The following is a 15007-nucleotide window of genomic DNA, read 5'->3' on the forward strand; positions in this document are numbered from 1 at the left end:
CGGAGGGGCGGTCAGCGCCCGGCCTCGCGCATCACCTGCTGCGCGAACTCTGCGGCCGAACCCTCGAACGGCTGGTTGCTGGCCGCCTCCAGCCGGCTGCGGATGGCCGGCGCGCGCAGCGCCTGGGCCACCGCGGCATTGATGCGCTGGGCCAGCGCTGGCGCCATCTGCGGCGGCGCGAACAGGCCGAACAGCGAATCCAGGTTGGCCTGCGCATGGCCCAGCTGCGCCAGCGTGGGCACATCGGGCAGGGCTGCCAGCCGCTGCGGCGCGCCCACGGCCAGGGCCTTGAGGCGGCCCGCGCGCAGCGCCTGCAGCTGCAGCGGCGCCACATTGGTGGACAGCAGCTCGAAATGCCCGGCCAGCGCATCGTTGAGCTGCTGGCCCCCGCCCTTGTAGGGCACATGCACGATGGGAATGCGCGTGGCCTGCTCTATGCGCTGCAGCACGGCGTGGCCCGTCGTGCCCTCGCCCGTGGTGGCCCAGCGTATGCCGCCGGGCATGCCGCGCGCCTCGGCCAGCATGCCCTCGAAATCTGCGGCCTTCAGCGCCGGTGTGCCCACCAGCAGCATGGGCGTGCGCATCACGCCGGCCACGGGCGTCACGGAGGCTGCGGCCAGGCCCACGGCGGTGGCGGCTGCAAAGACCAGGGTGCGGCCGTCGGGCGCGCTGCGCGCCAGCAGCTCCAGCGCCACGGTGCCGCTGGCGCCGGGGCGGTTGTCCACGATCACGGCCGTGCCCCATTGCTGCGCCAGTTGCTCGGCCAGGGCGCGGGCCACCATGTCGCTGACACCGCCTGCGGGGTAGGCCACCACGATCCGCACGCTGGCGCCCGGCCAGGCGGGCCGGGCCGGCAATGCCTGGGCGGGCCAGGCCAGCGCGCAGGCACCCGCCGCCAGCAGGGCGCGCCGGCCGGTATCGGTGCCTTGCGGTGCCCGCATGCCTCAGCCGCCCGGCGCCTGGTGGCGCTGCGCCAGCTCGCGCGCCAGGGCGATGAAGGTGGCCGCGGGTCCTGCGCCGCCGGTTTCCGTGCCGGCCTCGCGGTGCACCAGGGTGAGCGGGGCGCTCAGCCGCACGGCGGGCTCGAAGGCGCGGTAGACCACCGCCTCGGGATGGGCGCCGCGCACCGAGGCCGGCACGATGGACAGGCCCACGCCCGCCGCCACCAGGTTCACATTGGTCATCATGCGTTCCACCTCGGCGGCCACCTCCACCTGTACCTTGTGCCGGGCGCACAGCGCCAGCAGGTTCGCGTACAGCCCCGGCGCGCCCGTGCGCCGCACAAGGATCAGGCGCTCGCCATCGAGCTGCCTGAGCGCCACGGGCCGCGATGCATCGCGCGCCAGCCGGTGGTCCACGGGAATGGCCAGCAGCGCGGGCTCCTGCAGCAGCGTCTCGAACACCAGGCCTTCGGGCCGGGCCACCGGCACGCGCAGAAAGCCGCAGTGCATGCGCCCGGCCTGCACGGCCTCGGTGATCTCGGCGGCATTGTTCTCGCTCACATCCAGCGCAATGTCGGGATGGCGGCCACGGCACAGGCGCAGCACCTCGGGCGTGAAGGCATGGGCCGCCGCCGAGCTGGTGAAGCCCACATGGATGCGCCCGCGCTCGCCGCGCGCAAAGGCCTGCATGCGGTCGCGCATGGCGGTGAAGTCGGCCAGCAGCCGCGTGGCCTCGCCCTGCAGCTCCAGGCCTGCGTCGGTCAGGTCCACGCCCTTGGGGTGGCGCCGGAACAGGGCAATGCCCAGCTCCTCCTCCAGCGCGCGGATCTGCTGCGACAGCGGCGGCTGCTGCATGCCCAGCAGCTCGGCCGCGCGCGTGATGTGGCCGGTATCGGCCACGGCCAGGAAGTAACGGAGATGACGCAGTTCCATATATGTGAGAAGTATCCAGCCGATATCCTAAAAATCTTTGAAATATTGGACAAGCCTCTACAGAATCCCATCCAGTCACCGATGCGACCGCTTGCCGCGGCGCGGCAGGTGACTTCCAACAAGAAGCCAAGATAGGAGACAAGACATGCAAGCATCCGCGTATTTCCCCCTGCGTCCCGCCAGCGCCTCGCTGCTGGCCGCGCTCGCCCTGGCCGGCTGCGGCGGCGGCTCGGCCGTGCTGCACGGGCCGGTCACCTCCATCGAGACCGCTCCCAAGAGCACGGCCTGCCCCGCCGAGATTCCTGCGGGCATCAGCTGCTGGGCCGGGCAGGACTCCAAGGGCGCCTACTACCTGATCGCCAAGCCCGCGCAGTGGAACGGCACCCTGGTGCTGCACGCCCACGGCGGCCCGGACCTGGCCGCGCCCACCGCCGACCGTGCGGCCGAAGACCTGGTGCGCTGGTCCATCATGGTGCGCGCAGGCTACGCCTGGGCTGGCTCCACCTACCGCCAGGGCGGCGTGGAAGTGCGCGCCGCCGCCGAGGACACCGAGCGCCTGCGCGGCATCTTCCGCCAGCATGTGGCCAAGCCGCAGCGCACCATCCTGCACGGCCAGTCCTGGGGGGCGGGCGTGGCGGCCAAGGGCGCGGAAATGTTCAACGAGCAGACCGTGGGCGAACGCCCCTACGACGGCGTGCTGCTCACCAGCGGCGTGCTGGGCGGCGGCACCCATGCCTATGACTTCCGCACCGATCTGCGCGTGGTCTACCAGTACCTGTGCGCCAACCACCCGCGCCCCAATGAGCCGCAGTACGCGCTCAACCTGGGTCTGCCCGCAGACGCCAAGATGCGCCAGGCCGACGTGGCCCTGCGCGTGAACGAATGCCTGGCGCTGGACAAGCCCGCCGCCCAGCGCACGGCCGCGCAGCAGGCGAAGATCGACACCATCACCAAGGTCATCAAGATCCCCGAAAGCGCCATCCAGTCGCACATGAACTGGGGCACCATGCACTTCCAGGACATCTCGGCCAAGCGCACGGGCGGCGCCAGCCCCTTCGGCAACGAGGGTGCGGTCTATGCCGGCTCGGCCGACGATGCCGCGCTCAATGCCGGCGTGCTGCGCTACCGCGCCGACCCTGCGGCCTACCGCAAGTTCGCCGATGACACCGACCCCGTGGGCAGGATTGGCGTGCCGGTCCTCTCGGCCAAGTGGATCAGCGACCCCACGGCCTTCGTGGAGCTGGATGCGCGGTTTCGTGCGGTGATGCAGCAGGGCGGCAGCGGGGACCGGCTGGTGCAGACCTTCACGCGGCAGGGGACGCACAGCTATATCAGCGATGCGACCTATCCCACCTTGATGACTGCTTTGATGCAGTGGGTGGAGGCGGGGGTGAAGCCGACTGCTGCGGGGATTGCTGCTGCTTGTGTGGGGAATGAGGCCAAGTTTGGGGTGGGGTGCAGTTTTGATGCGGCTTATGTGCCGGCTGCGTTGGGGGCTCGGGTGCCTGAGAGGGCGCGGCCTTCTTTGCAGTGAGCTGGTTTTTGACCCTGCCGGGGGGTGTTTTTTCGAGGCCGGGTTTCGGCCCGGCAGCCGACCTCCTTTTCTTTGATTCGTCACCGGTACGCCGGCCGAAGAAAAGGAGGCAAAAGAAAGACGACCCGGATGTCCGCGACCCCTTCGCTGCGCTGCGGGGCAACCTGCGTCGGGCCGCCTGCGGGGTTCGCCACAGAACTCACTGCGCGCTGCGCGCTCCGTTCAGACAACTGCGGCGAGTCAGTTGACGAAGCAGTCCTGTCCTTCGGCAGGACTGCAACCCCGCAGGCGGCCCGACGCAGGCGCTGACATACGGGGAGTTTGCTCGGGCCTTTGCTGCGCTCGGCCTGGGGTTTTTTTAGCGGGGCATGTTGGTTCTGGTGGCGGGGGCCAGTTGCGCCGCGAACTCGCGCGCCGCTGCACTGTAGCTGGCGCCTCGGCGCCACAGAAGGCCTGCCGTGCGGATGAGTTGGGGGGCGACCAGGTGGATGGCCACCATGTCCGTGGCCTGCTGGGCGGCGCGTTCGGGGACGATGGTGGCCATGTCGCCCCAGCGGCACAGCGCGATCAGCGATTCCACCGAGCCCATTTCCGCGCGCAGCAAGGGCGTGACGCCTGCGGTGCGCAGCCCGTCCTCGATCAGGCTGCGCGTGTAGAACGTGCGCGGCAGCAGGGCCAGGGGCACGCCGGCCAGCGACTTGACGGACAGCGTACGGCGCCCGGCCAGCGGGTGCGATGGGTTGACCAGCAGCATCATGCGTTCGTCGAACAGCGGCAGCGCGTCCAGCTCGGCGCGCTGGGGCGGGTGAAAGCTCACGCCCAGGTCCAGGCTGCCGTCCAGCAATCCCTGCTCCACGGGCGGGGCCAGCAGCTCGATCACCACCACGTTGACCTTGGGATAGGCACGCATGAAAGCCGCCACGGCCGGGGCGACCAGGGTGTTGAGGAAGGTGGGAATCACGCCGATGGTCAGCGTGCCGGTCTGCAGCTCGCTGAGGTCGGCCAGGGCCATGCGCCCGGCCTCCACCTCATGCAGCGCACGCTCCGCATAGTTGCGGAACACCACGCCGGCCTGCGACAGCTTCAGCCCCCGGCCAATGCGCTCGAACAGCGCCATGCCCAGCTCCTCCTCCAGCTGGCGCAGCCCATGCGAGAGCGTGGACTGCGTGACATAGAGGTTTCTGGCCGATGTCGTCAGGTGCTCGGTCTTGGCGATATCGACAAAGTAGCGCAGCTGGCGCAGTTCCATGGGTGAAGGCAAGGGGGTGTTCGGCGGGCCAGTTTCTCACAGAGATACGGGCACGCCGCACAGTTCACTCGCCGTCGTCCTGGTCCACGAACTCCACCAGCTCCGGCAGCATCTCAAGCTGCTGGATGGCATCCTTGAGCCGCAGGCCAAAGCGTGATTCCGGCCGCCCGAAGGCGCCCTGCGCCAGCCGCAGCGCCGCCGTTGCCTTGATCCACTCCACCTCGAAGGCATAGCGGTCCGCATGCTGCTGGACACTCATGCGCTTGATGTGCTCCAGCGCCAGCTCCACGGCGCAGTCCACATCGACTTCGCTGTCGTCCCTGTCGGGATCGTCGACCATCAGTTCGATCAACTGCTGCAGCGTGCTGTGCACCAGGCCCAGCGAGGCGTGCATGGCCTGCCGCCAAGTGGGAAGAAAAGGTGGTTGGGGAGAAGACGCCTGTGCGGCGGTGAGAGGGTGCATGTCTTGGTTCCTGTATGAATCAAGAGAACCACACGCCACCGTACGACGGGCAGCGGGTGGACGGGATGTTCGTAACACGTATACAGACGTGCGGCCATCCTTGCGGGTAAGCCCATCCCGTCCAAAACCGTTGGAGACGGACGCGCGATGACGCATCTGCCCCAGGAATCTGGACATGACAAAGCCCCCTTCAAGGTGGGGGCCGCACCTCTGTATTGGTGTTACGACACACCAAGCCTTTCGGCCTGCCGCAAGTTTAACGGCTGCGTATCAAAAAACCTGGCCGAGCGCAGCGAAGGCCCGAGCAAACTCCCCGTATGTCAGCGCCTGCGTCGGGCCGCCTGCGGGGTTGCAGTCCTGCCGAAGGACAGGACTGCTTCGTGATCTGACTCGCTGCGGTTGTCTGAGCGGAGTTCACGCAGTGAACGCAGCGAGTTCCGCAGCGAACCCCGCAGGTGGCCCGACGCAGGTTGCCCCGCAGCGAAGCGAAGGGGTCGCGGACATTCGGGTCGTCTTTCTTTTGCCTCCTTTTCTTTGACGAATCAAAGAAAAGGAGGTCGGCCGCCGGGCCGAAACCCGGCCTCGAAAAGAAACCCCCCGGCAGGGACAAAAAACAGCACCTGACCAAGACCAGAACAAGCCCCACGCCCACCCCCACCTGTCACACCCCTGTAAACCCCCACCACCACACTCACCCCCTTCACCATCCCCACAAAAACCACATGCCGCTGAGCAAACTCCCCACATTGCAATCCCTGCTCCTGTCCCGCCGCCTGGCGCTGAGCGTCCTGGCCAGCGCCGCGCTGGTGGCCGCCTGCGGTGGCAGCGACAGCAACGACAGCACGACGCCCCCGGTGGCCAGCCAGCCCGCGACGGCCACGCTGGCCGTGCTGGAGACCACGGATCTGCACTTCAATGTGCGCAGCTATGACTATTTCAAGCTGGCCGAGGATGCCTCCTACGGCTTCGAGCGCACGGCCACGCTGGTGCGTGCGGCGCGCAAGGAGTTTGCCAATACGCTGCTGGTGGACAACGGCGACACCATCCAGGGCACTGCCCTGGCCGATTACGAGGCCGAGGTGGCCAAGATCCCCTGCACGCAGCAGCTGTCCATGTACAAGGCCATGGGCGCTCTGGGCTTTGATGCGGGCACGCTGGGCAACCATGAGTTCAACTACGGCCTGCCCTTCCTGAACCAGGTGCTGGGCGGCGGCCTGGATGTGGACGGCGTGGACAAGGCGCTCAAGTGCGCGGGCAATGGCTTTCCCATGGCGCTGTCGAATGTCTACAGCAGCAAGACCAAGCAGCCGCTGGTGCAGCCCTACGTGATTCTGGAGCGCAAGATCGCTGCCAAGGACAAGGATGGCAAGGCGGTGGAGCTGCCCATCAAGATCGGCGTGATCGGCTTCACCACGCCGGGCATCATGAACTGGGACAAGCGCTATCTGGAAGGCAAGCTCTACACCGAAGGCGCCGTGGAGTCCGCCCAGAAGTACCTGCCCGAGATGCGCGCCAAGGGCGCCGATGTGGTGGTGGCCATGCTGCACGGCGGCCTGGACGGCGCGGCCTACTCGCCGACGATGGAGAACCCCGGCCTGCACCTGAGCAAGGTGGCCGGCATCGACGCCATGGTCATGGGCCACCAGCACAGCGTGTTCCCCGATGCGGCGGCCACGCCGGCGTTCACGCAGGCGGGCGTGGACAACAAGGCGGGCACCATCAACGGCGTGCAGTCGGTGATGGCCAGTTCCTGGGGCAAGGCGCTGGGCGTGATCCAGCTGGCGCTCAAGTGGGACGGCAAGCAGTGGAGCGTGGACAAGAGCGCGGGCAAGAGCGAGCTGCGCAATATCCAGACCGGCAAGGACGCCGCAGGCAAGGCCACCTACGTGGCCGTGGACCCGACGGTGGCGCCGCTGATCGAGAGCCAGCACCAGGCCGCCATCCAGTACGTGAAGACGCCCATCGGCAGCACGGATTTCCGCATGAGCACGCTGTTCGCCGATGTGGGCGACCCGGGCGCCATCCAGATCGTCAACCAGGCGCAGCGCGACTATGTGGCCGACTATGTGAAGGCCAGCCTGCCGCAGTACGCGCAGCTGCCCGTGCTGTCGGTGAGCGCGCCGTTCAAGTCGGGCTTCCAGGGCGGCGCCGACTACACCGACGTGGCCGTGGGCCCGCTGGCCATCTACAACGCGGCCGACCTGTACCTGTACCCCAACACCGTGTATGCGGTGAAGGTGAATGGCGCCGACATCAAGGACTGGCTGGAGGCCGCTGCCAAGCGCTTCAACCAGATCGATCCGGCCAAGACGGGTGAGCAGCAGCTGATCAGCACCTTCCCGGGCTACAACTTCGACATGTTCACCACGGCCGATGTGCAGTACGAGATCGACGTGACCCAGCCTGTGGGCAGCCGCATCAAGAACCTGCAGTACCTGGGCAAGGCCATCGACCCGGCGCAGGAGTTTGTGATCGCCACGAACAACTACCGCGCCACCAGCGGCAAGAGCTTCATCGCCAAGCTCGACGGCTCCAGCGCCATCTGGGCCTCGCCGGACGCCAACCGCGACGTGGTGATCGGCTACGTGCGCAAGAAGGGCAGCATCACGCGCGCCGCCAATGGCGCGGCCAAGAGCTGGCGCTTCACCAAGGTGGCCACCTCGGCCAACGTGGTGTTCAGCTCCGGCGCCAACGCGCTGCCGGTGGCGCAGGCGGCGGGTCTGGCCAACATCTCGCTGGTGGCGGCCGATGACGGCTCGGGCAAGGGCACGTCCAAGTACCGCCTGGATCTGTCGAAGTAAGCCGGACCGACCAAGAAAAAGCCCCGTGCCTGGCGCACGGGGCTTTTTGCATTGGTGGCGGCTTTCTGCGCGTTGAACGTGTTGAGCGTGTTCGGCTTGTTCAGCGTGCTCACCGAGCAGGAGGCATCTCGAACACCAGGCAGGTGGTGGTGGCGTGGGCGTAGAGCGTGCCATCGGGGCCGACCAGGCGCGCCTCGGCCGTGGCCAGCTGGCGGCCGCAGTGCAGCACGCGGCCTTCGGCGCGCACGCGCGGCACGCGCGGGGTCAGTGCCTTGACCAGGTTCACCCCCAGCTCGGCCGTGGTGTAGCCCCGGCCCGGCGGCATGCAGGTGTGGACGGCGCAGCCCAGCGCCGAGTCCAGCAGGGTGGCGAACCAGCCGCCGTGCACCGTGCCCATGGGGTTGAGGTGGTTGGCGCCGGGGCGGCCCTGGAAGACGGCGCTGCCTTCGCCCACGGAAATCAGCATGAAGTCCAGCGTGCGTGCAATGGGCGCGTAGGGCAGCTCGCCGCGCAGCATGGCCTGCATCAGCTCCAGCCCGCTGCGGCCTGCTACCTGGTCGGGGCGCGACACGCCTGCGCCGGGGCCGGCGTCCAGCCGGAGGGTGACTGCCTGTTCCTCGTCCAGCCAGGCTTGCAGGGCAGGGGAGATGGCGCCGGAGGCGCTGGAGGTTGCGCTGGAGGTGAGGCTGTGGGTGGCCTGCTCCGGGGAGTGGGTGCGGGTGTCCATGGAATGTCTCTCTTTCATTGGGAAAAGTGCGGGCGCCAGGCTGTCTGGGATGGCGGCGTGGATATTATTGTATCTACAACAGTTGTATATGCAATAATCTGCGCCATGCCAGTGAATCCAGACATCCTCGCCGTGCCCCAGGGCTGCACCAACCACCGCGTGCGCCAGCTCATGCGCAGCGTGGGCCAGGTGTATGACGCCCATCTGAACGAGACGGGGCTGCGCATCACGCAGTACTCGCTGCTCAGCCATGTGCTGGCCGCCAGTCCGGTGCGGCCCTCGGACCTGGCGCGGCGCATGCGCATGGACGCCTCGACGCTGACGCGCAACCTCAAGCCGCTGATCGACGCCGGCTGGGTGCGCATGGGCCAGGGCGAGGACCAGCGCAGCCGCTTGGTCCACATCACCGACGCGGGCCAGGCCAAGCGCGAAGAGGCCAAGCAAAGCTGGAAGACCGCACAGAACGAGCTCAACGCCCGCGTGGGCCTGGAGCGCGTGGCCGCCCTGCATGCGCTGATCGACGAATGCCTGGTGCTGCTCGATGGCGGCAATGGCGATGGCGCTGGTGGTAGCGCTGGCGATGGCAACGCTGCAGACGGCCCGCAGGCATAGGCCCTACTGAATTCCCAACCCCCGAAGAGACTCCCATGCTCTCCAACTCCACGGCGCGCTGGCTGCAGCGGCGCGGCATCCACTACGGCTGGCTGGTCGCGGCCATCACTTTCCTCACCATGCTGACCATGTCGGCGGCGCTGGGCCTGCCGGGCGCCATGCTGCAGCCGCTGTCGCGCGAGTTCGGCTGGAGTACGGAGCAGATTTCGAGCAGCCTGGCGCTGCGCTTTGCGCTGTTCGGCCTGCTGGGGCCGTTTGCCGCCGTGATGATGGAGCGCTTCGGCCTGCGTGCCGTGATGTGCATGGGCCTGGCCCTGGTGGGCGGCGCCATGGCGATGGTGACGCAGGCCACGCAGCTGTGGCATCTATTTTTGCTGTGGAGCCTGCTGCTGGGCATGGGCACGGGCCTGACGGCGCTGGTGCTGGGCGCCGTGGTGGCCAACCGCTGGTTTGCGGCGCGGCGGGGCCTGGTCATCGGCGTGCTCACGGCCAGTGCGGCCACGGGGCAGCTGGCCTTCCTGCCGCTGGCCGCCTGGATGATCGAGCACTGGGGCTGGCGCTCGGCCACGGTGCCGGTGTTCGTGGCCAGTGCCCTGATCGCGGTGCTGGCCCTGCTGTTCGTGCGGGACCGGCCTTCGGACCTGGGCCTGGCGCCCTTTGGCGGCGATGCCTCGGCCCCGCCGCCACCGGCCATGGCCATGAACTTCGGCACGCCCTTCAAGGTGCTGGCCGAGGCCGCGCGCAACCGCACCTTCTGGCTGCTGGCGGGCACCTTCTTCATCTGCGGCCTGTCCACCAACGGCCTGGTGCAGACGCACTTCATCTCGCTGTGCGGCGACAACGGCATGGGCGCGGTGCCCGCCGCGTCGGTGCTGGCCATGATGGGGGCCTTCGACTTCGTGGGCACCGTGCTGTCGGGCTGGCTGTCGGACCGCTACGACAACCGCAAGCTGCTGTTCTGGTACTACGGGCTGCGCGGCCTGTCGCTGTTCTGGCTGCCGCATTCGGAGTTCACCTTCTACGGCCTGGGCCTGTTCGCCATGTTCTACGGGCTGGACTGGATCGCCACGGTGCCGCCCACGGTCAAGCTCACGGCCCAGCATTTCGGGCCGCAGAAGGTGGGGCTTGTGTTCGGCTGGATCTTCGCGGCCCACCAGCTGGGCGCGGCCACCGCTGCCTGGGGCGCGGGCCTGACGCGCACCCTGCTGCTGACCTATACGCCCGCGCTGTATGCGGCCGGCCTGGCCTGCCTGGTGGCTGCGGTGATGGCGCTGGTGATAGGGCGGGCGCGCAAGGCGGCGGCGGTGGCCGCGGCCTGAACCCCATCACCGTTCACGCCATCCACGCCTTCAGTACAGCTGGCGCTTGCCCGGCTGCAGCAGGACGACCAGGGCGCCCGCGCCACCTTCGGCCGGGCGGGCCTGCACAAAGGCCAGCACTTCTTTTTTCTGCACCAGCCAGCGCAGCACGCGGCCCTTGAGCACGGGGGTCTTGCCCGGCGAGCCCAGGCCCTTGCCGTGCACCACGCGCACGCAGCGTATGCCGGTGCGGTGGGACAGGCGGATGAACTGGCCCAGCGCCTCGCGCGCCTCGTCCACGCGCAGGCCGTGCAGGTCCAGCTGGCGCTGGATGCTCCACTGGCCGGCGCGCAGCTTGTGCGTCACGTCCAGGCCGATGCCGGGGCGCCGGAAGCTGAGCTGGTCGTCGGTGTCCAGCAGGGTGCTGACGTCGAACTCGTCGCTCATGGCCTCCTGCAGCACGCGCTGCTCGTCCAGCTCCAGCTGCAGGGGCAGCGGCTCGGGGGGCTCGGGGGCATGGAGGTGGCGGGCGTGCGCGGACTTGAGCGCATGCACCGGGCCCACGGTGTTTTCGAACAGCTTTTGCTCGGCCAGGAGGCGGCGCGCCGCCTCGGCGCGCTGCTGCTGGAGCAGGGCCTCTTGGGCGGCGGCTTCGGCCAGTGCGCGGCGCACTGGCGCGAGGTCCTGCAGGCTGGTGGCTTTCAAAGTCATGGTGACGCCGGTTGTACCGCAATTTCGGCACCCCGGCGGCCATGGCGCCCTCTCAATGGCTGGCGAGCCTAGAAGCGATAGCGGGCGCTGACCTGGACATTGCGCGGCGCGCCGTACATGCCCGAGTACCACCAGCCGGACATGGCCGCGATGTACTTGCGGTCGAACAGGTTGTTGACGTTCAGCGTCAGCGACAGCTGGTCGCTCACGTCATAGCGCGCCATGAGCCCGGCCACGGCGTAGGAGGCCTGGCGTGCGCTGACCTGCTTGCCGACCTGCCAGGCTTCGCCGCTGTACTCGATGCCGCTGCTCCAGTTGACGCCACCGCCCACGGTCAGCCTGCGCCATTCGCCGGGCATGCGGTAGGTGGTCCACAGGCGGGCCATCTGGCGCGGGAAGGTGGTGTTGATGCGCTGGCCCGTGGCGTCTTCGGAGGCGCTGAAGTTGTAGGAGGCGGCAATCGACCATTGGCGGTTGATGGCGCCGTTGACTTCCAGGTCCAGGCCCCGCGTCTTGGCGCCCTTGATGGCGCGCGAGGCGGTGGTGGTGGTGCCCGGGATGAACTGGCCGGGATCGGACTCGGCCAGGTTGTCCTGGCGGATGAGGTAGACGGCGGCGCTGGTGGCCAGGCGCCCGTCCAGGAATTCGCTCTTGATGCCGGCCTCGTAGGTGTTGCCTTCCTGCGGGTCCAGGAAGGAGCCGTTGCGGTCGCGCGAGGTCTGCGGGCTGTAGATGGTGGCAAAGCTGGCGTACAGCGTGTGCTGCGGGTTCAGCGTGTAGACCAGGCCTGCGTAGGGTGTGAACACGCGGCGCTCGGACGAGGGCGCGGTCTCGTGGTATCCGGCCGTGGTGTCGGTGCGGTAGTCGCTGTCGTAGTTGAACAGCTTGCCGCCCACGATGAGCTTGAGGTCGTCGGCCAGCGCGAAGCGGCCGGCGCCGTACAGGCTGGTCTGGCGGCGCGTGCTGTCGAAGACCACGAAGCGGTCGCCGAACACCGGGCTGCCGCTGCTGTCCCACTGGTAGATGTTGACGGGCTTGTTGCGCAGGCCCGTGACGTCGAAGCTGCCGTCGGTCAGGCTCTGGAAGTCGGTGTAGTCGAAGCCCAGCACCGCCTCGTGCTCGCGCCCGCCCAGGTTGAAGGGGCCGCGCAGGTTGATGTCCACGGATTTGTTGCGCAGCCGGTAGTCGCGCCGCTCGGCGTTGAGCGACAGGCCATCGCCGGTCTCCCGGTCGAACAGGCTGTTGTTGACGGCCAGGTAGACCGCGTCTTCGCGCTGGTTGGAGCGCAGGTAGTTGGCCGAGAGCTTGAGCTGCCACCGGTTGGCCAGCGCCTGCTCCAGCGTGACGAAGGCGCTGGTGGAGTCGGTGTTGAAGCGGTTGTCGCGGCTGGCCGGGTTGAAGGAGACGGGGAAGTCGGTCTGCCGCCCGTCGCTGCTGAACAGCGGAAAGCCCAGGTAGGCCATGGAGCCGCGTGAGCGGCCGCGCTGGTGGTCCAGCCCGGCGGTGAGTTTGAGCGTGGAGGTCAGGTCGGCCTCGATCACGCCATAGAGCACGTCCTTTTTCTTGCTGTAGAAGTCGATGTGGCTGTCGCCCTCCTGGTGCACGGCGACCAGGCGGCCGCGCACGCTGCCCGAGGCGTTGAGCGGCGAGGACAGGTCCAGCACGCCGCGCCGGTTGCCCCAGGAGCCCACGCTGGCCTCGGCCGAGCCCTGGAACTGCGCCGTGGGCTTTTTGCGCACCATGTTGACGATGCCGGACGGATCGCCCGCGCCCGTAGTCAGGCCCGAGGCGCCGCGCAGCACCTCGATGCGGTCGTACAGCGCCATGTCGGCAATGCTTTGGGTGGGCAGGGCGTCCAGGCCCAGGAATTCGGTGTGCGTGCTGACGCCGTCGAGCTGGTAGTTGGTGATGGGGTAGCCGCGCGCATTGGCGTTGCTGCGCTCGGTGCCCAGCGCCGAGGTGGAGATGCCCGGCACGCGCGCCAGCACGTCGCTGATGCTGGTGAGGTTTTCGTCCTCCATGCGCTGCTGGGTCATCACGCTGACCGACTGCGGCGTGTCGCGCACGCTCAGCGCCAGGCCCGTGGCCACGCCGCTGGGGCCGCGCGCGGTGTAGCTGCCCGTGCCTTCGGTCGTGCCCGCCCGGTCGGCCTGGGCGACCACCTTGACCTCGGCCAGCGCATGGTCCTGGGCGCGGCCCGGCGCTGCTGTGGCCGGTGACGCCGCGGGCGCGGCGACGGAGGCCAGCACCGTGAGCGTGCCCTGGGGCGTGCGTGCCAGCCGCAGCCCGCTGTCGGCCAGCGCCAGCTGGGCGGCCTGCTCCACGCTGTAGCTGCCCCGGATGGCGGGCGCGCGCTTGCCGGCCAGCAGGGCCGGATCGGCGCTGATGCTGCGCTGGGCCTGGCGGGCGATGCGCGCCAGCGAGTCGTCCAGCGCGCCGGCGGGCAGGTTCCATTCCAGGGTGGCGGCTGCCTGCGATGTGCTGGCCGCCGCCGGCTGTGCCCAGGCCTGCGGCGGTGCGGACAGCGACCAGGCCAGCGCGGCGGCCACGGGCAGCAGCAGCGAGGGCGGGCTCGGCCTGCGGTGTGCGGGCGTGCTGCCAGGCTGCGGGGTACGGAAAGGGCGGCGTGCGGAGGCCATGGAGTCGGAGGTCCTTGTCGTTGCGGTGGAAATGAAGGGCTTTCATTCCGTATGTGCGACAAGGGCGGCAAAACCCCTCACGCGGCGCAAAAAAAAGAATCAAGCGGGCCGGTCTCGCACGTCGATCACCGTGAGCCAGTCCCCCCAGCGGCGCACGCTGACGGGATGGGTGTCCACCAGGTCCTGCAGCACCTGGTCGGGCCGGGCCAGCTGGAACACGCCGAAGATCCGCAGGCGCGCGGCCTCGGGGCTGATGCGGATGATGCCGGCCTGGTAGGGCCGCAGCGCGTCGATCACGTCACCCAGCGGCTGGTCGCGCACGTCGATGACGCCGTCGGCCCAGGCGGCCGGCGCCAGGTGGGCGGTGTCCTGCGTGCGGATGCCGTCGGCGTCGATCCAGGCGCTGCGGCCCTCCTGCAGCCGGTGCTGCCGGCCGTTCAGGCTGGTGAGCAGCACGCTGTGCTCCAGCACATGCACCAGGGTGCTGCCTTCGGCCTGGCGCACCATGAAGCGCGTGCCCAGCGCCTGGGCCGTGCCCTGGGCGCTTTGCACGACAAACGGGCGCAGGGGCTGGCCCGGCGCGCTGGCAGCCACCTGCGCCAGCAGCGCGCCTTCGCGCAGGCGCACCAGGCGGCGGGTGTCGCTGTAGGCAATGTCGGCGGCCGAGCGGGCGTCCAGTTCGATCTCGCTGCCGTCCGGCAGCCGGTGGTGGCTGCGCTGGCCGGTGCCCGTGCGCAGGTCGGCGGCCAGCGTGGTCAGCGGTGTTTGCCGGTGCACCAGCCAGGCCGTGGCGGTGCTGGCCAGCAGGGCGGCCAGCCCACCGCGCAACAGGCCGCGCCTGCGCGCGGCCTTCGGGATGGGCGCCACCAGCGCCTGCAGGCCCAGGGACGCCGTGCCCCCGCCCTGCCGGCGCAACTGCACAAGGGCGGGCTCCACCCCGGCGGACAGGCGTTGCTGCACCATGGCCCAGGCCTGGGCATGGCCGGGCGACTGGCGCAGCCAGTGGGCGAAGGCGCGGCGGTCGTCATCGCTGGCGTGGCCCGAGTCCAGGCGCACCAGCCAGTCGATGGCCTGATCGGTGGCGGCATCCATGCAGGCG

General features: G+C 69.0%; 12 protein-coding genes. 4 read left to right on the top strand and 8 right to left on the bottom strand.

Annotated elements, in window-relative coordinates; genetic code table 11:
• Nucleotides 1–11: 11 nt before the first annotated feature.
• Nucleotides 12–941, bottom strand: a complete 930-nt coding sequence (locus LGR64_RS18120; RefSeq protein WP_088166279.1) for a tripartite tricarboxylate transporter substrate binding protein — start codon at nucleotides 939–941, stop codon at nucleotides 12–14.
• A gap of 3 nt (nucleotides 942–944) precedes the next feature.
• Entirely contained in the window at nucleotides 945–1874 is a 930-nt protein-coding gene (locus LGR64_RS18125; protein ID WP_012203818.1) for a LysR family transcriptional regulator, read from the bottom strand.
• Nucleotides 1875–2019: 145 nt separating this feature from the next.
• On the opposite strand from LGR64_RS18125, the gene LGR64_RS18130 reads away from it, so the two are divergent.
• A complete protein-coding gene (locus LGR64_RS18130) occupies nucleotides 2020–3408 on the top strand; it encodes a hypothetical protein (RefSeq protein WP_013803866.1) in 1389 nt (462 codons plus the stop codon).
• 358 nt (nucleotides 3409–3766) lie between these two features.
• On the opposite strand, the gene LGR64_RS18135 is transcribed toward LGR64_RS18130, so the two are convergent.
• Nucleotides 3767–4657 (bottom strand): LysR substrate-binding domain-containing protein, encoded by an 891-nt coding sequence (locus LGR64_RS18135; protein WP_016450106.1) that lies wholly within the window; start codon nucleotides 4655–4657, stop codon nucleotides 3767–3769.
• Nucleotides 4658–4721: 64 nt separating this feature from the next.
• Nucleotides 4722–5120, bottom strand: a complete 399-nt coding sequence (locus LGR64_RS18140) for a hypothetical protein (RefSeq protein WP_230356416.1) — start codon at nucleotides 5118–5120, stop codon at nucleotides 4722–4724.
• Between the two features lie 722 nt (nucleotides 5121–5842).
• Here LGR64_RS18140 and LGR64_RS18145 point away from each other — a divergent pair.
• Nucleotides 5843–7921 carry a bifunctional 2',3'-cyclic-nucleotide 2'-phosphodiesterase/3'-nucleotidase gene (locus tag LGR64_RS18145; RefSeq protein ID WP_034390839.1) on the top strand — a complete coding sequence of 693 codons (2079 nt, stop codon included), beginning with the start codon at nucleotides 5843–5845 and terminating at the stop codon, nucleotides 7919–7921.
• 109 nt (nucleotides 7922–8030) lie between these two features.
• Here LGR64_RS18145 and LGR64_RS18150 read toward each other — a convergent pair whose 3' ends face one another.
• A complete protein-coding gene (locus tag LGR64_RS18150) occupies nucleotides 8031–8648 on the bottom strand; it encodes a PaaI family thioesterase (protein ID WP_230356418.1) in 618 nt (205 codons plus the stop codon).
• 105 nt (nucleotides 8649–8753) lie between these two features.
• On the opposite strand from LGR64_RS18150, the gene LGR64_RS18155 reads away from it, so the two are divergent.
• Entirely contained in the window at nucleotides 8754–9260 is a 507-nt protein-coding gene (locus LGR64_RS18155; RefSeq protein WP_230356420.1) for a MarR family winged helix-turn-helix transcriptional regulator, read from the top strand.
• A gap of 35 nt (nucleotides 9261–9295) precedes the next feature.
• Nucleotides 9296–10579 carry an MFS transporter gene (locus LGR64_RS18160; RefSeq protein WP_012203827.1) on the top strand — a complete coding sequence of 428 codons (1284 nt, stop codon included), beginning with the start codon at nucleotides 9296–9298 and terminating at the stop codon, nucleotides 10577–10579.
• A 30-nt stretch (nucleotides 10580–10609) separates the two neighbouring features.
• Here the strand turns inward: LGR64_RS18160 and LGR64_RS18165 are convergent, their stop codons facing one another.
• The 3 genes from LGR64_RS18165 to LGR64_RS18175 all read right to left on the bottom strand — a co-directional run bounded on the left by LGR64_RS18165 (nucleotide 10610) and on the right by LGR64_RS18175 (nucleotide 15000).
• Nucleotides 10610–11269 (bottom strand): Smr/MutS family protein, encoded by a 660-nt coding sequence (locus LGR64_RS18165; protein WP_013803859.1) that lies wholly within the window; start codon nucleotides 11267–11269, stop codon nucleotides 10610–10612.
• Between the two features lie 68 nt (nucleotides 11270–11337).
• Nucleotides 11338–13908, bottom strand: a complete 2571-nt coding sequence (locus LGR64_RS18170) for a TonB-dependent siderophore receptor (RefSeq protein WP_230356421.1) — start codon at nucleotides 13906–13908, stop codon at nucleotides 11338–11340.
• 99 nt (nucleotides 13909–14007) lie between these two features.
• A complete protein-coding gene (locus LGR64_RS18175; protein WP_230356423.1) occupies nucleotides 14008–15000 on the bottom strand; it encodes a FecR family protein in 993 nt (330 codons plus the stop codon).
• Nucleotides 15001–15007 lie beyond the last annotated feature (7 nt).

This window comes from Delftia sp. Lp-1 (genome assembly GCF_020523835.1).
Taxonomy (GTDB): Bacteria; Pseudomonadota; Gammaproteobacteria; order Burkholderiales; family Burkholderiaceae_C; genus Comamonas; species Comamonas acidovorans.

What these genes read in the sequence shown, in the direction of transcription:
- LGR64_RS18150 (WP_230356418.1), bottom strand. Translation starts at nt 8,648, where the DNA reads ATGGACACCCGCACCCACTCCCCGGAGCAGGCCACCCACAGCCTCACC.
- LGR64_RS18170 (WP_230356421.1), bottom strand. Translation starts at nt 13,908, where the DNA reads ATGGCCTCCGCACGCCGCCCTTTCCGTACCCCGCAGCCTGGCAGCACG.
- LGR64_RS18120 (WP_088166279.1), bottom strand. Translation starts at nt 941, where the DNA reads ATGCGGGCACCGCAAGGCACCGATACCGGCCGGCGCGCCCTGCTGGCG.
- LGR64_RS18130 (WP_013803866.1), top strand. Translation starts at nt 2,020, where the DNA reads ATGCAAGCATCCGCGTATTTCCCCCTGCGTCCCGCCAGCGCCTCGCTG.
- LGR64_RS18155 (WP_230356420.1), top strand. Translation starts at nt 8,754, where the DNA reads ATGCCAGTGAATCCAGACATCCTCGCCGTGCCCCAGGGCTGCACCAAC.
- LGR64_RS18135 (WP_016450106.1), bottom strand. Translation starts at nt 4,657, where the DNA reads ATGGAACTGCGCCAGCTGCGCTACTTTGTCGATATCGCCAAGACCGAG.
- LGR64_RS18125 (WP_012203818.1), bottom strand. Translation starts at nt 1,874, where the DNA reads ATGGAACTGCGTCATCTCCGTTACTTCCTGGCCGTGGCCGATACCGGC.
- LGR64_RS18160 (WP_012203827.1), top strand. Translation starts at nt 9,296, where the DNA reads ATGCTCTCCAACTCCACGGCGCGCTGGCTGCAGCGGCGCGGCATCCAC.
- LGR64_RS18140 (WP_230356416.1), bottom strand. Translation starts at nt 5,120, where the DNA reads ATGCACCCTCTCACCGCCGCACAGGCGTCTTCTCCCCAACCACCTTTT.
- LGR64_RS18165 (WP_013803859.1), bottom strand. Translation starts at nt 11,269, where the DNA reads ATGACTTTGAAAGCCACCAGCCTGCAGGACCTCGCGCCAGTGCGCCGC.
- LGR64_RS18175 (WP_230356423.1), bottom strand. Translation starts at nt 15,000, where the DNA reads ATGGATGCCGCCACCGATCAGGCCATCGACTGGCTGGTGCGCCTGGAC.
- LGR64_RS18145 (WP_034390839.1), top strand. Translation starts at nt 5,843, where the DNA reads ATGCCGCTGAGCAAACTCCCCACATTGCAATCCCTGCTCCTGTCCCGC.